At 47.8% G+C, this 24,023-nt stretch carries 18 protein-coding genes and 1 pseudogene; 6 read left to right on the forward strand and 13 right to left on the reverse strand.

Annotation, left to right across the window (positions count from 1 at the left end; genetic code table 11):
• Positions 1-116 precede the first annotated feature (116 nt).
• A complete protein-coding gene (locus QGP82_RS05510; RefSeq protein WP_499057569.1) occupies positions 117-773 on the forward strand; it encodes an SDR family oxidoreductase in 657 nt (218 codons plus the stop codon).
• An 89-nt stretch (positions 774-862) separates the two neighbouring features.
• Here QGP82_RS05510 and ccsB read toward each other — a convergent pair whose 3' ends face one another.
• Positions 863-1,858 (reverse strand): c-type cytochrome biogenesis protein CcsB, encoded by a 996-nt coding sequence (gene ccsB / locus QGP82_RS05515; RefSeq protein WP_163670705.1) that lies wholly within the window; start codon positions 1,856-1,858, stop codon positions 863-865.
• A gap of 426 nt (positions 1,859-2,284) precedes the next feature.
• Between ccsB and QGP82_RS05520 the strand changes: the two genes are divergently transcribed.
• Positions 2,285-3,871, forward strand: coding sequence for a glucose-6-phosphate isomerase (locus QGP82_RS05520; protein WP_499057572.1), 1,587 nt, complete (start codon positions 2,285-2,287; stop codon positions 3,869-3,871).
• A 52-nt stretch (positions 3,872-3,923) separates the two neighbouring features.
• Here QGP82_RS05520 and QGP82_RS05525 read toward each other — a convergent pair whose 3' ends face one another.
• Positions 3,924-6,104 (reverse strand): ATP-binding protein, encoded by a 2,181-nt coding sequence (locus QGP82_RS05525; RefSeq protein WP_499057575.1) that lies wholly within the window; start codon positions 6,102-6,104, stop codon positions 3,924-3,926.
• A 403-nt stretch (positions 6,105-6,507) separates the two neighbouring features.
• On the opposite strand from QGP82_RS05525, the gene mfd reads away from it, so the two are divergent.
• Positions 6,508-10,014 (forward strand): transcription-repair coupling factor, encoded by a 3,507-nt coding sequence (mfd, locus tag QGP82_RS05530; RefSeq protein ID WP_499057578.1) that lies wholly within the window; start codon positions 6,508-6,510, stop codon positions 10,012-10,014.
• A gap of 147 nt (positions 10,015-10,161) precedes the next feature.
• Here mfd and QGP82_RS05535 read toward each other — a convergent pair whose 3' ends face one another.
• On the reverse strand, positions 10,162-11,343 hold the full coding sequence (locus tag QGP82_RS05535) for an MFS transporter (RefSeq protein WP_499057581.1): 1,182 nt from the start codon (positions 11,341-11,343) through the stop codon (positions 10,162-10,164).
• A 389-nt stretch (positions 11,344-11,732) separates the two neighbouring features.
• Here QGP82_RS05535 and QGP82_RS05540 point away from each other — a divergent pair, with 389 nt between their 5' ends.
• A complete protein-coding gene (locus QGP82_RS05540; protein ID WP_163698644.1) occupies positions 11,733-12,278 on the forward strand; it encodes a hypothetical protein in 546 nt (181 codons plus the stop codon).
• A 56-nt stretch (positions 12,279-12,334) separates the two neighbouring features.
• Here QGP82_RS05540 and QGP82_RS05545 read toward each other — a convergent pair whose 3' ends face one another.
• Entirely contained in the window at positions 12,335-12,949 is a 615-nt protein-coding gene (locus QGP82_RS05545; RefSeq protein WP_499057584.1) for a hypothetical protein, read from the reverse strand.
• Positions 12,950-13,707: 758 nt separating this feature from the next.
• Between QGP82_RS05545 and QGP82_RS05550 the strand changes: the two genes are divergently transcribed.
• Positions 13,708-14,628 carry an ankyrin repeat domain-containing protein gene (locus tag QGP82_RS05550; RefSeq protein WP_499057587.1) on the forward strand — a complete coding sequence of 307 codons (921 nt, stop codon included), beginning with the start codon at positions 13,708-13,710 and terminating at the stop codon, positions 14,626-14,628.
• A 216-nt stretch (positions 14,629-14,844) separates the two neighbouring features.
• On the opposite strand, the pseudogene QGP82_RS05555 reads toward QGP82_RS05550, so the two are convergent.
• Positions 14,845-14,992, reverse strand: a pseudogene (locus QGP82_RS05555) (transposase); the annotation flags it as partial.
• 180 nt (positions 14,993-15,172) lie between these two features.
• On the opposite strand from QGP82_RS05555, the gene QGP82_RS05560 reads away from it, so the two are divergent.
• Positions 15,173-15,370 carry a hypothetical protein gene (locus QGP82_RS05560; RefSeq protein WP_499057590.1) on the forward strand — a complete coding sequence of 66 codons (198 nt, stop codon included), beginning with the start codon at positions 15,173-15,175 and terminating at the stop codon, positions 15,368-15,370.
• A 400-nt stretch (positions 15,371-15,770) separates the two neighbouring features.
• On the opposite strand, the gene QGP82_RS05565 is transcribed toward QGP82_RS05560, so the two are convergent.
• From QGP82_RS05565 to QGP82_RS05600, 8 genes are all read right to left on the reverse strand, one after another.
• Positions 15,771-16,268 carry a YbhB/YbcL family Raf kinase inhibitor-like protein gene (locus QGP82_RS05565; RefSeq protein WP_499057593.1) on the reverse strand — a complete coding sequence of 166 codons (498 nt, stop codon included), beginning with the start codon at positions 16,266-16,268 and terminating at the stop codon, positions 15,771-15,773.
• 373 nt (positions 16,269-16,641) lie between these two features.
• Complete coding sequence (locus QGP82_RS05570; RefSeq protein WP_499057596.1) at positions 16,642-17,574, reverse strand: helix-turn-helix domain-containing protein; 933 nt, start codon at positions 17,572-17,574, stop codon at positions 16,642-16,644.
• Positions 17,575-17,668: 94 nt separating this feature from the next.
• On the reverse strand, positions 17,669-18,196 hold the full coding sequence (locus QGP82_RS05575) for a GNAT family N-acetyltransferase (protein ID WP_163700796.1): 528 nt from the start codon (positions 18,194-18,196) through the stop codon (positions 17,669-17,671).
• 117 nt (positions 18,197-18,313) lie between these two features.
• Positions 18,314-18,541, reverse strand: coding sequence for a nitrate/nitrite transporter NrtS (gene nrtS, locus QGP82_RS05580; RefSeq protein ID WP_163670699.1), 228 nt, complete (start codon positions 18,539-18,541; stop codon positions 18,314-18,316).
• A gap of 111 nt (positions 18,542-18,652) precedes the next feature.
• Positions 18,653-20,155, reverse strand: a complete 1,503-nt coding sequence (locus QGP82_RS05585) for a sodium-dependent transporter (RefSeq protein ID WP_163670698.1) — start codon at positions 20,153-20,155, stop codon at positions 18,653-18,655.
• Positions 20,156-20,319: 164 nt separating this feature from the next.
• Positions 20,320-22,005 carry an ArnT family glycosyltransferase gene (locus QGP82_RS05590; RefSeq protein ID WP_499057600.1) on the reverse strand — a complete coding sequence of 562 codons (1,686 nt, stop codon included), beginning with the start codon at positions 22,003-22,005 and terminating at the stop codon, positions 20,320-20,322.
• Positions 22,006-22,044: 39 nt separating this feature from the next.
• Positions 22,045-22,707 (reverse strand): YdcF family protein, encoded by a 663-nt coding sequence (locus tag QGP82_RS05595; RefSeq protein ID WP_499057603.1) that lies wholly within the window; start codon positions 22,705-22,707, stop codon positions 22,045-22,047.
• Positions 22,708-22,998: 291 nt separating this feature from the next.
• Positions 22,999-23,931: an alpha/beta fold hydrolase gene (locus QGP82_RS05600; protein WP_163670693.1), complete on the reverse strand. Its 933-nt coding sequence runs from the start codon at positions 23,929-23,931 to the stop codon at positions 22,999-23,001.
• Positions 23,932-24,023 lie beyond the last annotated feature (92 nt).

The raw sequence follows: 24,023 nt of genomic DNA on the forward strand, positions 1-24,023 counted from the left end.
GTTCCAAGGTGTTCGCAGGGCTTTGTCAGTAATAACAGAGCTGAGGTATCTAAGGTGCAGCCAACGTTACAGTTTGCTACGTTGAGAGGGGTTGGGGCGTAACTACAGGTATGAAAATGAAAGTATTGGTTGTTGGAGCGACGGGACAAACTGGGCGACGAATTACGAATCAACTGAGTGGTTCAGATGTGACTGTGAAGGCAATGGTGCGAGATCGTTCCAAGGCTGCTGATTTTTCAGAGGCTGTGGAAGTCGTTGTCGGGGACGTGCTTAAGCCTGAAACGTTGGCTGTTGCGATCGCAGGTTGCGATGCCATTATCTGCGCAACGGGGGCTGCCCCAAGTTTTGATATGACCGGCCCCTACCAGGTGGATTTTGTAGGCACTAAAAATCTGGTTGATGCGGCTAAATTAGCCGGTGTCAAGCGCTTTGTGATTGTTTCTTCACTCTGTGTATCTAAGTTCTTCCATCCGCTTAACCTGTTTTGGCTAGTGCTTTATTGGAAAAAGCAGGCGGAGAATTATATTGCCAATAGTGGCTTGACCTACACAATTGTGCGGCCTGGGGGACTGCGTAATGAGGACAGTGGAGACCCGATTTTAATGGCGTCGGCAGATACCCTGTTTGAGGGTGGGATCGCCCGAGAAAAGGTAGCGCAGGTGTGTATTGCCGCTCTGAGCGAACCAGAATCTGAGAATAAGATTGTCGAGATTGTGATGAATTCTGAGGCGCAGGCGCAGTCCTTTGGGGCGTTGTTTGCCGGGGTCCGATAATCCCCCATGGGATGGCGTCCCAATTTTTGTGTAAAAAATTGGAGGGGGGCAATTCCCCCCTCCAGGGTCAACTATTCACCGGTCCTACACTAGAAAAACCAACCGTAGCTGTGTAGACCTTTACCCAGCAAATTCACGCCTAGATAGCATACCCAAACCACCACAAAACCAGATGCCGCAATAAATGCAGGCTTACGGCCTTGCCAACCTTTGGTGATGCGTGAGTGCAGGTATGCCGCAAACACTAGCCAGGTAATTAGGGCCCAAGTTTCCTTGGGATCCCAGCTCCAGTAAGAACCCCAGGCTTCATTGGCCCAGACACCGCCGGAGATGATGCCAATGGTGAGCAGGGGAAACCCAAGACCAATAATGCGATAGCTAATGTTGTCTAGAGTATCTGCCAGGGTGAGACGCTGTATGGACAGGGCCGTCTTTGCTGGTTTTTCTAGCACGGCAGTACCGCCGCCTGCACTAGCGGTAGCCATCGCAGCTTCCTTGGCTTTCTGTTCTGCAGCCCGATTGAGGATGTATTTACGATCGCGAAATCCCCCTGTGCCCACGGAGCTCCCTTTCAGTTCAACCGCCTGGCCACGGGTGATAACAAGGAATGCGATCGCAACCAGTGACCCGACCATTAAGGCCGCATAGCTCAGTAGCATGACACTGACATGCATCATCAGCCAGTTGGACTTGAGGGCAGGTACCAGAGGCTCTGAGACCTGCATGTTGCTGGGGAGAGAAATGGTGGCAAATGCAGTGATCCCCATGGCAGCCGGTGCGGTCATAGCACCGACCCAAAGGCTATTACCCATGCGCTCCGCAACAAAATGGATGGCCGTAATCCCCCAGGCAATAAAGAAAAGAGACTCGTAGAGATTACTAAGGGGAAAATAACCGCCTTCAATCCATCGGGCTACCAATAAAGCGGCAATGCAGAGATTGGCAATGGCCATGCCAGTGGTGCCCAGGATTTTAAGCCAGTTAATTCCAGGAAAGGCAAGGCTGCTCCAGTAGAGAAGCATCGTCAGAAATAGGACGGCAAAAGAAGCGTTGTCAAGCAGTCCTTGAAGGGTAACTAAATCCATTAGGAAGTAATGTGAAGCCCTGCGATTTGATGTGTACTGGCCGCTTGTGTGACGGCCATTACAATTTTACTAGAGAAATGAGGAGCCAGAGAACCCTTAGCGGTTGTCTGTTTGACGAGCTCCTCGACGAATCGTGAAATCCTTCAAGAATTTTGGGGTCTTCCGGATAAATGCTCACTACACTGGCAGTCGGTACATGGATGGCATAGATGGCATAGGTTCTGTGGGTTAGATTCAGACGCATCCCTTATACAATGCGTTTCAGTCGACTCTGGCAGATGTAAATGTCCAGGTGACTCAGGATTTTTGCCCTATGCCCCAAACACATTCAAGGCATAAACTCTGAGTTTTCTACTACGAAAACTGTCAACGCTGGATGTGAATATAGTTTAGTGACAAAAAATTAGCAGCCCTCGAGAGGTAACTATGGATGCGACTGCGTTGTGGCAACGATATCAAGACTGGCTTTATTACAACGAGGAGCTAGGATTTTACTTGGATGTCAGTCGTGTAACGTTTGATGATGCCTTTGTAGCTGAGATGACACCTCGGTTTGCAAAGGCGTTTGAAGCGATAGATGCATTGGAAAAGGGTGCGATCGCAAACCCCGACGAAAATCGGATGGTGGGTCACTACTGGCTACGGGATCCCAATCTTGCTCCGAATGAAGACCTGCGTAGCGAAATAGTTAATACCCTGCGCGATATAGAAAATTTTACTCAGCAAATTCATACGGCAACGATTACGCCGCCGGGTGAAGAGCGCTTTACCGATATCCTGTCCATCGGTATTGGCGGCTCAGCCTTGGGGCCAGAATTTGTGGCTGAGGCCCTGGGGGCAGTCAATCCGCCGTTGCAAATTAATTTCATTGATAATACCGATCCAGCGGGTATCGATAAGACCCTGGCCAGGTTAGGGGATCGGCTAAAAACCACCCTGGTGCTTGTCATTTCTAAATCTGGCGGCACCCCAGAAACCCGCAATGGCATGTTAGAAGTCAAGGCCGCCTATGAACGGCGGGGGCTGGACTTTTCGAAGTATGCAATAGCCACCACTGGTCGGGGCAGCAAGCTCGATAAAGTTGCTCAGGCTGACAATTGGTTAGCCACTTTCCCGATGGAGGATTGGGTGGGCGGACGGACCTCGGAGCTATCGTCAGTGGGGCTGCTACCGGCTGCGCTCCAGGGCATCGATATTCGTGCCATTCTGGCGGGTGCTAAACAGATGGATGCGGCAACGCGAATCCCTGATCTCAAAAGCAACCCAGCCGCATTGATGGCTCTGGCCTGGTACCACGCAGGTAATGGTAAGGGTGAGAAAGATATGGTGATTTTGCCCTACAAGGACAGCCTGCTGCTGTTCAGCCGCTATCTACAGCAGCTGATTATGGAATCCTTGGGTAAGGAAACAGATCTAGACGGCAATAAGGTGTTCCAGGGGATTGCGGTCTATGGCAATAAGGGCTCCACTGACCAGCACGCCTATGTGCAGCAGCTGCGGGAAGGGGTGAATAATTTCTTCGTGACGCTGATTGAGGTGCTGACGGATCGCGAGGGGAGTTCGACGGAAATTGACCCAGGTGTGACCGCTGGTGATTATCTCTCAGGCTTTTTGCAAGGGACTCGCAAAGCCTTGTTTGAAAATAAGCGTCAGTCCATTACAATCACCATTCCTGAGGTGACACCTGTGATTGTGGGTTCGCTGATTGCCCTATATGAGCGGGCCGTGAGTTTGTATGCCGCAGTGGTCAATATCAATGCCTATCATCAGCCAGGTGTAGAAGCGGGTAAAAAAGCGGCGGCTAGTATTCTCAATCTACAGAACATGGTGGTGGACGTGCTGAGTAAAACCGGCGGTTCTCTGACCCTGGCTGAGGTGGCTGATAAGGTGGGCCGCCCAGATGCCATTGAGGATATCTATAAAATTATCAGACATCTGGATGCCAATGGTCGCATGGTGGCAATTGATGGCAATGCGGGCAATCCTGGCACGATGCGGGTGATGGCTCGCTAGCGAGCTCTAATTTGGGTGAGCTATCCGTTTGAGGCATGGCCAGCGGCAGCGGTTAATGACCTGTGCTGGCCGTGCTTATGCTGACTTGCTTGGGCTCATCGGTCTGGTCATCCGTTGACCTGTCGCTGGTTTCAATCGGTAACAGGATTGAAAATTCGGTGCCTTGATCTAGCTGAGAATACACGTCCAGGCGACCACCATGTTTTTCGGTGACAACTTGGTGGGCGATCGCCAGCCCTAATCCTGTACCTTTGCCGACGGTCTTAGTTGTAAACTTACGGTCAAAAATTTTGGCCCATAGATCCGTGGGAATTCCTTTGCCATTATCCCGAATGCGAATTTCCACCTGCCGCAAGGGGGTGAGTTGGGTGGAGATGGTGATCTGTTGAGGTGTGGTCTCTAGCTCGGTAAATGATGTTTCTTCGGCGAGTTCATCGAACATATCAATGGCATTGGCCAAGATATTCATAAACACCTGACTCAGTTGCCCTGGAAAACACATGATGTCTGGTAGTTGGGCATAGTCACGGATAATTTGGATTTCAGGACGGTACTGGTTGGCTTGGAGTCGATATTTCAAAATCAGTAGGGTACTGTCAATGCCTTCGTGGACATTGGCCTTGAGTTTTTGGTCATGGTCAGCGCGGGCAAATAATCGCAGACTATTGCTGATATTGCGAATGCGATCGCACCCCGCATTCATCGAAGCCAGCATATGGGGCAAGTCTTCTAACAAAAACTCAATATCCAGCTGCTCACGGGCGGTTCTGAGCTCTTCTCCCGGGGATGGAAACGTTCGTTCCCATAGCTGGATATAGGCAGTAATATCCTTGAGGGATAGTTGTAACTCAGCCACATTTCCTCTTACAAAGCCGAGGGGATTATTGATTTCATGCGCCACACCTGCGACTAAGTTCCCTAGTGCGGACATTTTTTCACTGTGTACCAGCTGAAGCTGGGTTTTCTTTAAATTGTCTAGCTGGACTTCGAGTGCTCCTAACAGTTTTCGATTTTCTCTAAAGGCACGGGAGATGGTTTCAAACCAAGGCACCCAAATATCGGGCAGGGTGTCAGGAAGATCTGTCGAGACCGCTTGTTTTTCATGCTCAATATGATCCACTAGCTGGCAGGCGGGTTGAATAAAGCTATCGGTTAAGATGCGACTCGTTGCCCATAAACACAGCCCTAGACCAATAAGTGGAATCATGGATGCTAGGAGACCATTGGTCACGGCTGCATAGTAAATAGCGCTTTTTGGGATAAAGAAAATTAAATCCCAGGGAGTATCGGCTATCCTGCGGTGAATCACTAAAAACGACCCAATAGCCTGCACGTGATTATTAGGGCTAGATAAAATCAAATTTGTTTCAGCTTTGAGAGCGTCCGGTAAGACCGTATCAAGGGTCTGAATTTCGGAAGCACTGGTGGTTTTCAGACCAGGATAGGCCAATAACTGTTGATTAGCCCCTGAAATCAATAGTGTTCCTTTGGCATAATCAAAATTTTGAATGGCCTGATTAAGACGCTCAAGGGTGATGTCAATGGCAACTGTGCCACGAAACCGATCTTGCTCGTAAATCGGTGCATTAGCGGTGACCATCATCCCTTGTCCTGCTAAATCAAGGTAGGCATCTGTCCATGATGTTTGTCGTTGGGGATTATGGTCAGGCAGCCCTTGGGCAAAAAATGCCATTTTTAACATGGCCTGATCAAATTCAATCTCTTCACTATAGGGATACAGATTGATAAACCCCTGGGCTGAGATGTAATAAACCCAGGTCACTTCCTGAAAATTTTCCTTGATGCCTCGAAAGATCGGCATCAGCCGCAGCGTCATGTTGAACTCACGTTCAAACTCATTAGACTGATGGGACAGCGCCCCTATTCCTTGTATATTGCCGAAGGTATCCCGGGATTCACCGATTTGCGGAAATAATTTGTAGCGGGAGTCTCTTGTCTGGATCACCTGTTTGCGAAGAGGTGACGTGGTTGGATCTTTAATGGACAATTTGAGATCCTCTTCGGCGGTTACTTGCAGAATATGCAATTGATTAGTAACCGATTTAACAATGCCGTCCAGGTGAACGGCATTTTCAAAGAACTTATTTTGAATGACAATCTGCTCATGGGTATAGACAGCATGCCACTGTAACCCTAAAAAACTTAGGGAAATAAGCAGAACAATTAAAAATGTTCCGGTTAAGAAATAACTGTAACGTTTGAAAGATGGCATGGGTTGTACTGATCCAACCAAACCGTATCAACTGACTGGATGCACCCTTGAGCTATCGGTAAGTTTCCCTGCTTTAATCCCTGGGGCAATGCTTTGTCCCTATGGGGAATTTATATGATAGATGGTTAGACATTCTAAGATACGGCTAGTTATGCCATATCTACATCAGCTAAATGTCTGATAAATGTCTGAATGTTGCCAGAATTCTCCCTTTAATCCCAACGTCACCTCAGAAATGGCCGAAATTTAGGAAACATTGCGATAATCCCTGGGGATATGGCGTTAACCATGGGCAGTACTGTGTTCTGATTTAGAATTAGCAATCCTGTGCTGCATTGACAATCCTGTTCCGCAAATCAGGTTTTACAATCTATAGATGCTGTAACCCATTTCCACTGCTTTCATGGCTTTTTCGTCTGTTGTTCGTGCCCTTAGTAAGGCTGCTTTAGCTCAAGAATTACTTATAAAGCTAGATAAACAGCAGCAGCTAGTACTCAATGGGTTACCCCGTTTACCCAAAGGGCTGGTGGCCTCAGCCTTGGCCCAGGCCCAGGCTTGTCCCATGCTGGTGATAACAGCAACGCTAGAGGAAGCGGGGCGTTGGGCCGCGCAGCTAGAAGCCATGGGCTGGCCCAGGGTATCCCTGTATCCGACATCAGAGGCCTCGCCCTACGATCCGTTTGACCAGGAGTCGGAGATGACCTGGGGGCAGCTACAGGTGCTGGCGGATCTGCTTAAGGAATCTGACAAGCCCAGTGTAATTGTGGCAACGGAGCGAGCGTTGCAGCCACACTTGCCCCCTGTGGAATCCTTTAAGCCCTATTGCTTGCAGTTAGAGCAGGGCATGGAGCTAAACCTGAAGGAGCTGTCACGGACGTTGGCTACCCTAGGATATGAAAAGGTACCGACGGTGGAAACAGAAGGACAGTGGAGCCAACGGGGAGACATTATTGATGTGTTTCCAGTGTCGGCGGAGCTGCCGGTGCGGTTAGAGCTGTTTGGCGATGAGTTAGAGCGGCTGCGGGAATTTGATCCGGCAAACCAGCGGTCGTTGGATAAAGTTTCCACCCTATTGCTGACGGCAACGGACTTCAGTCCGCTGATTGCCTCCAAGTTAGATCAGAAAGGCGTGCTCATGGACCTGATGCCGTTGGAGGTTAGGGAAGGGTATGAAAGTGGTCAGCGGGTAGAAGGTCTGCGACGATTTTTGGGGATTGCGTTTGATCAACCGGCATCGTTGCTGGAGTATTTGCCAGAGGATACGCTGATTACCCTTGATGAGCCTGATCAATGTCGAGCTCACAGTGGTCGTTGGTATGAGCAGGTGGATGACTATTGGCATGAGGTCAATGAAACCCTGGGCAGTAGTGACGAGATTCAGCTGCCGGGGGATCAGGTTCCGCGTCTGCATCGCTCCTTTGATGAGGCGTTGGACGATCTGTCTCTGTTTTCCCAGCTCCTGATGTCGGAGATTGCTGAGGAGGGGGAAGGACTCAACCTATCTAGCCGTCCGGTACCGGCCATTCCCCATCAGTTTGGCAAGCTGGCGGAAACGGTGCGAGGGGAGTGCGATCGCAAACATCAAATCTGGCTAATCTCTGCCCAGCCCACCCGCTCAGTGGCCCTACTTCAAGAGCATGACTGTCCTGCCCAGTTTATCCCCAATCCCAAAGACTACCCTGCCATTGAAAAACTCCATGGTCAATATGTGCCCGTCGGCGTCAAGTATTCTGGCCTGGCAGAACTGGAAGGCTTTATCCTGCCCACCTTTCGCATTGGCATCGTCACCGATCGGGAGTTCTTTGGTCAACACACCCTGGCCACCCCCAGCTATGTGCGCAAACGTCGCCGGGCGGCCTCTAAGAAAGTCGACCCTAATAAGCTCCGACCCAACGACTATGTAGTACACCGTAACCATGGTATCGGCCAGTTTCTCAAGCTAGAAAGTCTCACCATTGATGCGGAAACACGAGAGTACCTGGTGATCAAATATGCCGACGGTTTGCTCAGGGTGGCTGCGGACCAAATGGGCTCGCTGTCGAGATTTCGAGCATCAGCGGAGAAACGGCCTGCGCTGAACAAAATGACTGGCAAGGCTTGGGAAAAAACAAAGACCCGTGCCAAAAAAGCCATCCAAAAGGTTGCAGTGGATCTGCTCAAGCTCTATGCCCAGCGCTCTGAACTGGAAGGCTTTACCTATCCAGTGGATATGCCCTGGCAACAGGAATTGGAGGATTCTTTTCCCTATCAACCCACCCCCGATCAGCTGAAGGCCACTCAGGATGTGAAACGGGATATGGAAAGCCCTCGCCCCATGGATCGACTAGTCTGTGGCGATGTGGGCTTTGGTAAAACCGAAGTGGCTATTCGGTCGATCTTTAAGGCCGTAATCGCTGGTAAACAGGTGGCAATGCTAGCTCCCACAACAATTCTCACCCAGCAGCATTACCACACCATCAAAGAGAGATATGCCCCCTATCCTATCCAGGTGGGGTTGTTAAACCGCTTCCGCACTGCCAGTGAGAGAAAAGATATTATTCAGCGGTTAGCGACAGGCGAGCTAGATGTTGTTGTGGGTACCCATCAGCTGTTAGGGAAAGCCGTTAAATTCAAAGATTTGGGACTACTGGTGGTCGATGAAGAACAGCGGTTTGGGGTGAACCAAAAAGAGAAAATCAAAGCCATGAAAACCCAGGTGGATGTGCTGACCCTGAGTGCCACCCCGATTCCCCGTACGCTTTACATGTCGCTCTCAGGTGTGCGGGAGATGAGCTTGATTACAACGCCACCTCCATCCCGACGACCGATTATGACCCACCTGGCTCCCCACGATATGGAGAAGGTGCGGGCTGCCATTCGCCAAGAGTTAGATCGGGGCGGACAGGTATTCTATGTGGTGCCACGGGTGGAAGGGATTGAAGAGATTGCTGCTCGCATTCGCGAGATGATTCCATCTATTCGGTTGGCGGTTGCCCATGGTCAGATGCCAGAGGGCGAGCTGGAAGCCACTATGCTGGCCTTTAGCAATGGTGAAGCAGACTTGATGGTGTGTACCACCATTATTGAATCGGGTTTGGATATTCCTCGGGTGAATACGATCCTGATCGAAGACTCCCAAAAATTTGGTTTATCCCAGCTTTACCAGTTGCGGGGGCGGGTGGGGCGTTCTGGCATTCAGGCCCATGCCTGGTTGTTTTTCCCAAGGCAAGACAAACTTTCAGATAAGGCACGCAAGCGGCTGCGGGCAATTCAAGAATTTACCCAGCTGGGTTCGGGCTATCAGCTAGCCATGCGGGATATGGAAATTCGCGGCATTGGTAACCTGCTAGGGGTGCAACAGTCTGGTCAGATGGAGGTGATTGGTTTTGACCTGTACATGGATATGCTACAGGAGGCAATTGCCGAGATTCGTGGTCAGGAGATTCCTCAGGTGGACGAGACTCAGGTAGATCTGAAACTGACGGCATTTATTCCCAACAACTACATTGGCGATACCGATCAAAAGATGAGCGTCTACCGCTCACTGGTGGCTGCAGATACGAAGCGTGAGCTGATGCAAATTGTGACGGACCTGAACGATCGGTTTGGGACTATTCCACCGGCAGTGGAACAGCTAGTGAAAATGTTAGAGCTGAAGCAGATTGCCAAACCCTTGGGCTTTGCGAAAATTAAGCCGGAGGGCAAGCAGCATGTGGTGATGGAGACACCCATGGAAGCGCCAGCCTGGAAGCTGCTGCATGAGAAGGTACCGGGTCATTTGAAATCACGGTTTATCTATGGGTCGGGTAAAGTAACGGTGCGTGGTCTCGGTGTGATGAAACCGGACAAGCAGCTGGAGAACTTGATTGAGTGGTTGGGGTATATGCGTGGGGCATTAAATGAGCCTGCCTTAGCGGGAAGTGATGTGTAGTCTTTGGTCAAAATCCTGCTTATACCCAATCCGCGTTCAGTAAATCCGATTAAACATCAGCAATCCCGTAGGGGCAACCACAAGGGATTGCCCTACGATAATCGCTATTTTCCAGATGTGCATCCATGGGAGTTGTAGAAAACTACCCTATCGCAACAAGCCAATCAGCAAAGCAATCGGGGCGGCGATTAATATCCACATGGCGTTTCCTAATCCAATGTAGAGAGCGGCAACACCGATTAATAAGGGCGCTAAACTACCGATGAGGCCAAATAGGTTGCTGAGGGTAATGACCGAACCGCTCTGTCCTAGCATGGCAGTGTAGAGCTGTCCTTGTAGAATCGAGTACCATCCGGCGTTGAGGAAACCAAGACACCCCAAAACGATGTACTTGGTGGTGAGGGAAGGAACCAACAAAAAAGCAGGATAAAGACATAGCACTAAAATCACACTGACTTTGAGGTACGTTAGGCCTCTCACTCTTTCGAGTAAAGGAATCAGAAGAAAATCTCCTAGGAGACCAAAGCCCAACCAAATGGCCATTGCAAAACTGGCCTGGGTTGCATTAGTATTCACTACGTCAACAAAGTACAGTGCAACAAAGCCACGGAATACATCCAACATCAAATCGGAGAACTGTAGTAATGTCAGCCACCGTACGATATTGGGACGTTTTAAGGCGGATATCGCATTGCGGAATCCATGGTTAAGACTATGGACTTTCCGAGCTTCGGGGGACGATGTGAGTCTAAACAGGTTGGGCGATCGCCATAGCAGCACTGCCATTAACCCGCTAAGAACGGCCAAAATAAACAGTGCCCCTCGCCAGCCTTGGTTGAGCGCGATCGCAACGGCCAGAATCAAAGGTCCCATCACATTACCCAAGGAACCGGCCAGGGTCCAACGTGCCATGTTTTGTTCATGGCGTGTGGGCTCAAGATCCATCAGGGTGGCTTGGGCAATGTTGACAAAGCTGCCAGATGCAGGACCTAACAGCATGAGCCCGAGCGTAAATCCGGTAAAGTCTTGGCTAAAGGAGAGTAGGAAGAGCGCGATCGCAAATCCCATGCCTCCACCTATAATCAATCGCCGTCGATGTCCCATATCAGCCCAGATGCCAAAAATTGGCTCGATTATCTGACTGATGGTACTGGGCGTGGCCAACAGTAAACCAACCTGCCCGTACGACAGGTTTAAATCCTGACGAATTAGGGGCCAAGCCGGATCTAAAACACCCCCAACTAACTCGTCCAATAGTTCAATGATCAAGAAGATGATAGTTAAACTCATCACCGTCTTGAGGGTTTTGTGTTTACCCGTCAATCGCATTGTGAAATTCTCCTGTCCTGAAAAATTTGATGACAAACGTAATGTTCAAATTTCTTGTCCAGCTGGACCAGGCGGAGGAATCCACGAACAGAAACGATATCTTACCTGTGACCATGGGACAGATAAGGTATGCTGCTGCGATCGAGTTTTAGAAAGTTACCAGGGTGGGAATCTCATTGTAAGTTTTTCAATGCACTATGGGCACAAGTATACTGATTTCATGTAGTACGAGTAGGGCGGAAATCCGATCTTGCCTCAATAAAAAATGGGATAGGTCAAAATGTCATGCTATATCCAAGGCTGTGTGGTTAATCCAGCTTGCTTCGCTGAGGTTGTACCAATCAACTAATGTTCATTCATCTTTTTGAAGACTTAGGAAGTTCTCTGAAGTGCACTACGGATTGCCTGATACGAATGCATCCCTGACGCTTCATTTTTTGAAAGAACATCTCTTGAGGGTTATAGATAATCTTCAAGAGGTGGCAGACATATACATTGATAGTAATGTGTATAGCAAAACTGTATCGGTCAATAATTGTCAAAGCGCTTTACTATATCAATTCAAGGGTAATGAGTGGATTAATGTTGAATTCTTGGCCTGTAGGCCGAAGTTTGACTTTATTAAAGGTATAGTCTCCAGCCTCAATTGTGAAGTGGTTTTCCTTACGGTGTGTGATACAGAAGATTCTATCCGCTACACGCATTACACATCAGCAGGAATCATAAGCCATTTCAGTTATCCTTCCGATGATTTAGAAGATGAGTATGAAGGTGATTGGTCAACTGCAGACATCTTCTTAAAAGATCAACAAATCAGCGCTTTTTATGCTTGTTGGTCTAGGCAGGCTCGACATAATAACGTTGCTACGATTGTAGATGAGCGCTTAAATGTTGATGATTTTGTAGGTATTTTCAGAATTATATTTCGCTCCTAGTTATATTGTTGAGCCATGCCTGCTTTGGGTAGTGCTATTACAAACGATACTCTCTGTTAAATTTCAAAGTAGTCAGCTTGCACAACATCCTTTATGTCCAGTCGCGTAAATTCGAATAAAACATTGTCTCCTGCCACAAACGGACCAATACCCTTCCAAGTAATCTCGATAGGATAAATCCCCTTATTGTAAAAGAAATCATTCGCAACAAGAAAAGCATCATCGCGTGTTACATCGAAACCCAAAGAGCGATATTCAGAATAAAATTCGTAATAAGCTTTGTTGGATATCTCAACATACTCCAATCTTTCCAAAAGCGCACCTAACCTGTAGTAAAAATAATTTAAATAGGTACCAGTGTCACTGAACTCGAAGAAAACTGCTTCCGAGCTCAAAAATCTGGAAATTGCCTGCGCATCCTCTCTATTAAAAATTGCAAGAACAGGAGCAACCTTTATATACTGTAGAGCGGACCAACCATGACCAGTTAATTGTATGCTGTAACAGCATGCTCGATTTCCTAACGTTATATCTTTTCCATAAACATTCTGCTGATGAAGTCCACAATTTCTTATTTTCTTTAGAGCAAAGCCAACCTCATCGATATTAGCTTTCACCAATATTAAGTGGTCATTGGAGTTAAGTGCACCTAATCCTTTTCTATCAGGCATAGGCGTTGACTCAAAATCCGAAACGTATCTACCTAGAATTTTTTTGCCACGCATTAGGCTACTTAATCACTCACATAGGTCTCTAGTGTAGCTACATTTGGGCATCCAGTTGAACCACAAACATCCATAATCGCTTTTTCAATATCAACATCCTGTGAGCAATAGCCGCCTGGACACAATCTATTTGCTTGTTCGATGAGTCTTTGCTGTCGGTTTTCAACCTGCCGAATATGATCCTGCAAAATCCTTTCGACTAAGTCAGTATCAGAGGCTGAGTTTACATATGCTTCATTCTGTTGAAAAGAAATTGGCTTTGTTGCAGGTCCCCTAATCCGCTCTTATTCAATGTTACTTGTTCTCGTAATCAACTTCTGAAAGATCAAACTCTATAGCCTGGATCGATTTCCTCACTCAATACAGTTTGGACAAAGACGTCATCAAGCTTACCAACGCAAAGCGGGACGATTTCCCCAGGAAGTTAGAGTTCGAAGTTCGGAAGTAGGAGGACTCTGCGAGAAGAGCAAAGCCCTACGCAATGCCTTCCCTTTCCGACTGCCGACTTCTGGCTTCCGAATTCAGTCCTAGCCCACATTTCCGTTTATCAGAACTATTGGATATTCAGTCAATCAATTGCTAGGAATAATGGTTAACTTAACTGACATCTGAAATAATCGTTCGAATCAATTTAGAGACTCATTTTTAAGGCTCAAAAGATGCAGAGAGCATGTTTGATTGGGGGGTGTTTATTATTCATCACAATGACCCTTATCGGTTATCGGTTTCGATGGGGGGTTTTAAGTTGGGTAGGTATTGGCCCACCTCAAAGGGCTTGCGAAAATATCAAAGTTCTCAATACTTACTTGACCACAGGTGGTAACCCTTCCGCATATCTTGGCCGAACACCATTGATCATGTGTGCAGCAGAAATGAGGAGCTATAAAATCGTCTCTAAACTGATTAATCTAGGTGTCGATATTGATGCTCAGAAAAAAGCTATACCGTTCCCAATTATGTCTGAGGATATTGGGACTACAGCATTATATATGGCGGTTCAAAAAGGGGATATGAAGATTACAAATTTATTACTAGAAAATGGAGCAAATATAAATATTTCCAAGGCTGATGAATCACCGCTAAATCTAACAATTGTGCTCAATCGGCCTAGGCTGTTGAGCTTGTTTCTGAAGAGTGAAAATGCTGTTTTTGAGTTTGATGGGGGATTAATTTCTAATGCTGGATACTATGACGGTTCAAAAATTTTTAGAATCCTATTTGAAGCGGATGTGCATATTGAAAGCGCATACTTATCTAGAGCACTAGAGAATGCTGCATCTAGAGGTAATTTACAACTTGTGAAGTTTTTGTTTGATGAGGATGCTGAGGTAAACAAAGAGCCTAATTCAAATGTTCCAAGTGCACTTCATCGCTCTGTTGAAGGGAATCATCTAGATGTGACAATTTTTCTAATAAGCGTTGGGGCAGATGTAAATTTAGCAGATTGGAATGAAAATACCCCTCTCCATAATGCAGCGATTTTCAACCATCATGAAATAGCAGCCATTCTCATTGAGAATGGCGCAAACATAAATCTCAAAAATTTCAAAGATAAAACACCTCTTGAAGTTGCAATTGAACACAGTAGCCTAGAGGTAGTAGATTTGCTTATCAAGAATGAATAGGGTTTTAGAGAATCCTATTTTCTTTGACAGCATAATGAGCATGAAATGAAAAGTAAGTAGGTCAGGCTTGAGAAACTCAGCTATAGCGGTTTCTAATCTTCTGAGGTACAGTAACAGCAATGAGTGAACCAGGACTAATATCGTCAAGAGAGACTTCTGAGAAGGCTTCTTCAATTGCTTTGGCCAAGTCGGGATAGGTTTTTGTACCGATGAATTTAAGGCGGCTCTTAAGTTTAGACCAGCAGTTTTCAATCGGTGAAAAATCTGGTGAATAGGGAGGCAAGTAAATTAATTTAGCTCCGGCAGCCTCAATCAATTCACGAACCGTTTCACCCAGATGCACTGAACAATTATCCATTAACACACAAGCCCCCGCCCACAACTTTGGGACCAGTTTTTGACTGATAAAGTCTTAACTATTACAGCTCAGCAACGTTCGATCTTTGACTTCCTGAGTGATGCCTTAAAAGCCTCTCGACATGGTTCTCCTGTACCTTCATTGATCCCTGAAGGAGACTAACCCCCCTGAATCTTTACGTTTTTTATGCAAGATCCATCGTTTCTGGCCCATCAAAAGGCGATGGCAGACCGTAAAGGCCGAAGCAATGTCGAGAATTTATTCGGCACTCATGAGGTGCCCAGCGACAATCAAATTCGCTCATTGCTCGATGAGGTTCCTCCCCATCATCTGTTTGCCATGTTCGATGCGGGTCTCAACTCCTCAAAGCAACGGACCAATTAAAGACGTTTCGTAGCTTCAAAGATGAGTTGCTCATGCCCATCGATGGGACCGAGTATTTTAGATCGACCCAAATTCAATGTCCGTAATGTTCCCATCGCAAACTCAAATCCGGAAAGCTCCAATATTTCCATAGTGTCGTTACTCCGGTGCTAGCGTGCCCGGGGCGAGAGCACGTGATTCCCTTTAGTCTCTGAGTTTGTCGTGCCCTAGGATGGCCATGATAAACAAGACTGTGAGGTCGCTGCTGCCAAACGTTGGCTGACCCAACATGGCAAACGCTATCAGGACTTACGCATCACGGTCTTGGGCACGGTGTCGTACTTGATATCATAGGGAGACCTAAGATGTTTCAGGCAGTCAACCTGAGGAGATTAAACGGTGTGAGCTGAAGATAATCAATTTATCGCCCATAGCGTCCAGTAATTGTAGCCTCTGCCAGAATATGACCACGCATCAAAAAAGCGAGTTTAGCACCAGTCGTTTCAGGACCGGTGGGCAAATAATCCACATCCAGGGCATAGACAGTAACAAGGTATCGGTGGGGCGTATCACCGACGGGCGGGCAGGCACCCCCATATTCACTGGAACCGTAATCTGTATAGCCCTGTTGACTACCTACGGGCAGCAAATTAGCCGCTGGGTTGCCAGCATCCTGGGGCAGACTATGCGTGTCAGCAGGAATGTTAAACAATAGCCAATGCCACCAGCCCACACCTGTGGGCGCATCAGGGTCATACATAGTGATCACATAGCTTTTGGTCCCAGCCGGTGCACCAGTCCAGCTTAGTTCTGGCGACTGATTGCCCCCTTCACAACTAAAGCCTTGGAAGACCATGGACTGGGGTAATGTGGCATTCTCGGTTATCTGGGGGCTAGTGAGAGAGAATGGACTTGCCATGGTAGCAGATTGAAAAACAATCACGCTACACAAAACCAACATAAATAACGTTGTTTTTCTCAGCATAATAAATACCTCTTGGAATTACACGAAATCCTGGCCAATATGAAATCCTGACTGATAGCGCTTGATATTGCAGGGCAGGCTTCAACGGTGCGCTCAGCCGCCCTCCACAAGGGAGTGCCCCGACGATGATTGTCTTTAGTCGGGATTAATAAATGGCGCAGCCCCTACGGGGTATCTAGTTTGACTCGGGGTTGTTGTTTGGATTTTGTATTAGACGCTTTGATTATCAAGGCAATCAAAGGTAGAGATCGATGCAGGGAAGTTCAATTTTGCGCCTCAAAAGCTCAATCTGCCAAATGGCCTAAGATTAGTGAACATGACTTGCTTTGCCAGAACGAATATCCGATGGGTTCAGGTCATAGTATTTACGAAATCGGGCTGCAAACCGAGATTGAGACTTATAACCGCAGGCCAGGGCAATTTGGGCAACACTCTGATGACTTTGTTCCAGTAATTCCATGGCTTTGTGCATGCGCTCTTCATCTAGCAGCTGACGGTAACTTAAATTGGCGCTTTGCAGCCGTCGCTTGAGGGTAGAAACACTCATATCAAGTCTTTGAGCCAATCGTTCTAGGGACCAATCATCTGCAAGATTGTTACTGATCAACGAACGAAGATGCGTAGCAAAATCAGGATAAATGGACTTTAAAAGCAGCGTTCGAACATTACTTTGTAGCAATAGCAAGACTACTTCTATAAGACGATGCTCATTGAGCATAAGGATTTGATGATATCTATTGGACGTTCCTTTGACTAAGTGGATGAGTGCATCTGCTAGGGATGGCGATAACACAATATTGAAATCTACAGTTGAGAGTGCTTCAGTGATGGGAGAGTTTGGCTGAGATTCAATGATTTCTGGATACGCCCTCCGAACACGTTCCAGTAAATTATTTGATAGTTCCAGGATGAGAGCAATGTACTCGCCTTGGATTGGAGGCTGATTAATGACATCGAAAGTAATATGCGGAGGGATAACAAATAAATCGCCCGCTTCAAATGTCAATGGTTGTTCATTGATATAGAAGATTTTGGATCCTGATAGGATGATAACAAGCGAGGGGTAGGTTACTTTCAGAGCGCGTATCGTCTCTCGATGGCGAACTACTAACTTTGTTAATGTGGCTAGGGGTTGAACTGTAGTGTTATTTACCGCTGTGTTAGGAATTAATTCTTGAGCAGTCAACAAAAGTTTCTGGCAAAATTTCTCTTTAAGCTTCTTGTCTGACACCTGAGACATCTGCTTTGACAAATAATTGAAACACTTTAATTTTGATATTCTACAGGCCTACTCAGGCATCAAAGCCATATCTGCTAGAAATCCTTAGTGTGGATCAGAGATCGCCTCCCTCAGGTTTGCACTTAGGTTTGCAAACATAGATGGTACCTCCCTGATGGATAAAGCCCAGCTTGCTAAACAAGCGAATAGAACGGTGGTTGAGGGTATCAATATCAGCTCGCAAGCGCGTGATTTTGCGATCGCAAAATGCATACCAGATAACTGCGCGCAGTGCTTCTTGCATATACCCATGTCCCCAGGCTGACCTGGTAAGCATGCAGCCCACCTCTGCCGAGTTGTTTGTCAGATCAAAGGAGTGCAGACCGCAGGTGCCAATCAATGTATGGTCGGTACGTCGCTCAATACCCCATTCCATAGATGTCTGTTCTTGGAAGAGCTGGCTGACACTTGAGAGCATCTCGTCAACTGTTGCTGGGGTCGAGAATGTCTCATCACTTGCGAACCGCATCACTTCTGGATCGCCATAGATAGCAAATAGACTGGCCTTGTCATTAGTCGACATGGAACGCAGCCTGAACTGCCGAGTCTTTAGCTCGGGGAGAGTTGTTGGAAAGGGTTGCATAGGTCACCTTGAACCAGGCTAGTCGGCAGTCGTTCTACCCCCATTAGCATGGGCGACCATGGCATATCTAACCATGCCATGGTCGTGTTCTGTATTCAACTAAGTACCTGTATCCAACTAAGACGCTGACTGACGCTTGCGATAAGCATACTGCCCATGGATATTGACAGAGTAGGGCACGACGTAGGTTAACAGTCCAGCCAGCCAGCGGGTGGGTGTCATTTTACCCTTAGCAAGGGCGGGGCCATGGTTGATGCTGAACAGAAGAGTACCAACGACAAGCGCAACTTTGACCGCACCGGGACATAGATCACGATCAATCAGGGCAGAAAAGTAGCTTTTCATAGCAGATGCTGGTAACGAATGTTTTTTATTTCAGGTACATGGATTTAAAAGTTAACACAAAATGTATCGAATCGAACAGTTTTGATGGGCTGTGTTACTTAGAAACCCTAACTATTTCCTGGGGGGAATAGTGGCGGAATAATGCTCCGTTTTACTTCCCTCTAGTTTGATGATGAAAGGAGCGACCATGATGACAATTGGGAACAACACCCACAGCCAGCCAAAGGCTAACGCCCAGCTTGGATAGCCTTCATAGGGAACACGGAGATCATTGATCAGTTGAGCTACTAAGAGTGCAGTTAGACAGCCTGGAACAATAAACTTGATCAATATGGACCACCATCGATTTACTTGCCAGTTGCTGACGTTGTTAATGTATCGACGCAGTACTTCAGCTCCATAGATCCAACCTCCTAAAATTGCTTGGGCAATAGCAATCAATATGAGGGTGTAATTTGTGATGAAGTGGTCTGTAATGTCTAGAAAATAAAGACCTGCCTGGGTGGTGTATATTAATCCCGCCAATAGGCCTGACAAACAGACGCCGATGGATACGTATTGAGTCTGCCAGTTAGGTTTAAGATCTAGGATGGCTGCGTTAACCGCTTCCACAATGGAAAATGCGCTATCAATCCCCAGGAAGAATAGCATGAGAAAGAAGAGGACACTAAACACCCCTGGTAGTGGCATGAGACTAAGGGCTTGGGGAAAGACCACAAACGCTAAACCTGGTCCAGAGGCCGCCAGTTCTGTTACTGGGGTATCTGTTTGCAACGCCATGTATCCCAAGACGGCAAAGACCACAAAACCTGAGAATAGACTAATGGCACTGTTGGTCAAGGCTGTGATCCAGGTGTCTTGCACAATCTCACTGTCAGGAGATTTATAACTGGCGTAGGTCAGCATTGTGCCAAAGGCCAGGGAGAGAGTAAAGAAAATTTGAGAGAACGCGGCTGACCAGACTTCAGGCTTAAGTAATACTTGCCAAGCGGGAATGAGATAGACCTGCCAACCGTCTAAAAAACCAGGTAGGGTAACGGCCCTGATAAATAAGACACCTAGTAGGATAATAGGCAATGGTACAGTCCAGAGAACGACGTGACCCGCACTGTGAGGCCCACGCCAGATACAAAAATAAATCATCATCCACACAGCTGCCAAGGCAAGCAGAATGGGGAAATTAATGGCACCAACTGTACTTATCCCTTCACTTAGATGCAGGACCGACTCAAAAAAGTATTGTTCTGCATTTTCTGACCAACTGACGCGAAAGGCTGCCAAAAAATAAATAAGGGTCCAGGCCATGACGACTGCGTAGTAAGCAATGATTATGAAGCCTGCGATAACTGCAGCTAAACCAAAGCCTTGGAACCTGGGATGCATTTTCTTAAATGCACCGATTGCCCCTTGCTGCATTTTTTGCCCAATGGCAAACTCCAGCATCAGGAGAGGAATCCCAACAACTAATAGCGCTACTAAATAAGGAATTAGAAAAGCCCCACCGCCATATTTACCGGCAAGATATGGAAAGCGCCAAACATTCCCTAAGCCAACGGCTGAACCAATAGCTGCGAGGATAAAAACTGTTTTGGAAGACCATTGCTGACGTGCCATAGTATTGAATTCTTGTTGATGCGGTTCCTGATATTGTCTGTGTCACAGGCTATGGGAAACAACGTTGCCAAAGCGTTAGTAAAGCGTTCAAAGCTAAACAGAGTACCCCAACAAGGGTTTGTTAAGCTAAGGCATTACGGGATACGTGCAAAGATGCTGTTCCGTTAGTACTCTGGAGTGAAGATTACGCGAGCTAACTGATAGGTGCCTGCTGTTTGTAAAATCTCTCCTGACTGGCCGGCGCTAATGGCTGTGGCAATTTCATCGGGATGACCCACGACCAGGGCTTGACCAGTGGCCTGTAATTGCTCTGAATCAGGGTTATAGGTATATAGTACAGGGCTTTGGGTATAAAACACCAGACTGGGTTTCATAAACCCTACCATTGCTATGGTTTCATCTGGCTGCTGTTCTGTTTGGATGGTCTCGGCTAGCTGTCGTAAGGGTAGCTGACGCTGGCTGTCGGCAATGGCGGCTACGGGCAAAATGGAAACCACAGTAAATGCCATGAATGCTATAAAACTTACGGCCCATACCCAGCGAACACGTCGCATTAGCAACAATCCTAGCCCTGCCAGGGTGGCTAGCCCCCATACAATGGAGCCATAGGCCATAGCCTGAGAATCTCGTACTAATACCGGAAAGTCTGGCATGACTGGATCACCCCCGATCCAATTGGGGGTGAGGTAAGAGGCTATGGAGAGAATTGCAAAGAACACAATGCTCAAGATAGCGCTGATCCAGGTACCGCGCTGACGCGGCCCGGCCCACATAAGCCCCACCAGGATGGCTGCTGCTGGCATGAGCGGTAGCACATAGCTGGGTAGCTTAGTCACCGCAGCCGTAAAGAAGCAGAAAATGGTGAGAAACCAAATGAGGGCAAACAGTCCTAGCTGTTTCTCTCTGGGCTGATGTCGCCAGTAGCCTAAGGCCCAGGGGCGCAAGCGGGTCATGGCAAAGGGTAACCCTGGGGACCAGGGTAAAAAGCCGACGGCGACGACGGCAAAGTAGAAATACCAGGGGGCGGCGTGGCCATTGACGACGTCGGTAAAACGTTCGTAGTTGTGGTAACCAAAAAAGCTGTCGATGTAGGTTTGACCATGGATGGCGATGACGGCGATGAACCAGGGCACCGTCAACAACAGTGTTATGAGACTACCCTGTAGCAGTTTGATTTCTTTGAGTAGGGTGCGAATCTGGCCCACATAGGCCGCAAACACTGTCACAATTAACCCTGGAATGACCAGTCCCACAGGGCCTTTGTCTAATACTGCCAGGGCGACAAAAATGTAGAAGCCGTAGTACCAGCGGGGGGCTTGGGCATACCCCCAAAAGAAACACAGCAGCGCGGCTCCCATACAGCCTGATAGCAACATGTCTGAGACACCAGTGCGGGCCCACACCAGGGTCTCTGGGTGGAGGGCCATGGAGACGGCACCTACTACAGCTGCCAGGGTGAAGGCTTGTCGTTTATCTTGAATGTCGGCGGACTGCCCTCCATGGGCATAGCCAAACCGTTGCAGGGTGTAAAAGCTAAATCCGGTTAAACCAGCAGCGGCCAATGCCGAGGGTAGTCGCACGCCCCATTCTCCCACACCAAAAATGTGAAACCCTAAGGCCATACCCCAGTACACCAGGGGAGGTTTATCAAACCGGGTTTCACCATTGAAATAAGGGGTGATCCAATCGCCGGTAGCGTACATCTGACGGGAGGCTTCGGCAAATAAAGGCTCTGTTTCATCGATTAAGCCAATGCTGTCTAAACGCCAGAAAAAGGCAATAAACAGGGTGAAAACCACGGTAAGGATGGCGACCCAGCGGACAGATGACTGTGATGAAGCTGACCCCATTGCGATCGCACCTCCGATAAACCATGTTTCCGCACTAGTTTACTGTGCAGCGGTCGGATTCATGGAGTGAATCGGTCGGGGTTGATAGCGTCCCATCACACCATAGGCAACGAGACCCAGGGTCTCTCGCATGGTCAGTAGACGGCGATACCGTAGCCCCAGCGTCTGCGGCAGGGGGCTGGGGTAAGGAATGACGTCAAACCCAAGGCTGCGAAAAACTAGCTGCGATCGCAATAGATGGGGAGGATCACTCACTAAAATAATTGATCTAACCCCACTGGGCATCAACTGTTGAGCCGTATATTTAGCATTTTGTTCCGTGGTGCGCGAACAAGCTTCCCCCGAGATTTTGCTAGGAGCTATGCCCACCCGCTCTAATTGATTAGCCAGAAAAGGTGCATCTCCATGGCCGCTGACAAATACCTGTGGGGCACGATCCATCGCCATGAGTTCAGCCGCTGCCATCACCCGGCTGTTTTGTAACGACCTGCCGCGCCCCAATATGACAACAGCATCGGCGGTTTGTCCCTGATAGGCCGGGAGGAAATGCGTCAGTAAGGGCTCCCCAATCAGCAGTGGTGAAACGCTTACCAAAAATGCGATGGGAAAACCCCAGCTCCAAGCCCGCTTAATCGAGCGGCCTCGACCCAGCAGAATAAAACCCCGCATCAAGAGTCCACTAATAATTAGGAAGCTGAGCATAAGCATGCCCCCTATCATTAAGCTTGCCAGGGGAGATTTCGCCACCCACCAAGTGATGGAACCCGTAAACTGGACCCAACGGCTCACACTGATATTTTCCGGACAAATGTCTAGAATCATTCCGAGGTTCATGGGCGTATTAGTCGTGTGAGATTAGGCAGACGCGCTACCCGCGTCTGACAAAATGCACATTAGGTTTCTATATGATAATTAGTTAGTAAACCTTAATGTTCCAATATACATACCATAAAGGCAAATTTTTTGGGTGTTACCCAGGTCTACCAATTGAACCTACACAAAAGACACAATTGCCTGGGCTGTGTTCCTGGGTTTTTCTAGGTGGGGCACATGGCCACAGTCATCAATCCACACCAGCTTGTTATTGGGGATGGTCTGCTGAAAGCGTTGAGCATCTTTGGTACCCAAGATTTTGTCCTGCCTACCCCACACAATCAGCGTCGGTGGTTCAATCTTTTGAATATAGTTAGTCAAGAAGTTATAGCCACCGCTTTTAGTAAATGCAATCAGGGCTTCTTTCCAGTTGGGCATCTGTAGATGTAAGGCAGCACAAAGTTCAGCATCTGGAGTCACAAAGGTGCGATCGTAGTAAGCCTGTTGGCTAATCCGCCGCCGTACACCAGGATTTTTGAGAAATGTGGTTGCCCAGCCATCAAGGGGGGGTACCATGAATTTTCCCATGGCTGGTCCAGCAGCAAATCCGGCACTGTCTAGAAGCACCAGTTTCTCCACTGCTTCTGGAAAATTGAGGGTAAAGTCAATAGCGGCGGCTCCTCCCATGGAAGCACCGGCCAAGATCATTGGCTGGCCGATCTGCTGTTGCCAAAAACTATAGATATGCTGCTGGATAGCCGTAGGAGTAATGGGAGCATCCGTCGTGCGGTCAGTAAACCCAAAGCCTAGTAAATCCATTACCCAGACTTGAGCATTAGCAGATAGCTGGGGGACTAAACGACGAAATTCAAAAATCGAACTGTCAAATCCATGGATTAATAGGATAGGTTTGCCGGTTCCAGCACACATATAGCTAGTGGCTATGGGCGATTCTGTGAGATTGGTAGAGATATCAGCAAACTGGATTTGACTGGCTAGGGCCACCGATGTGTCTTCGGTTAGATGCTGAACATCAGCGGGTAATGTGGTTGCCATTAAGCAAAAATCGGGAAAAGTACAAAACGTCTGCTGACGTACCTTTCCATTATCCATGGCAACGGAAGGATTTTCTCCCAATGGGGCTGTTAGCGTTTGAGGCTTGATCTATGGCATTTCCTGACATACACAATCGACCTCGTCGTAAC

Origin of the sequence: Leptothoe sp. LEGE 181152, assembly GCF_032906605.1 — a bacterium.
In the GTDB taxonomy this organism is placed as follows: domain Bacteria; phylum Cyanobacteriota; class Cyanobacteriia; order Phormidesmidales; family Phormidesmidaceae; genus Leptothoe; species Leptothoe turfae.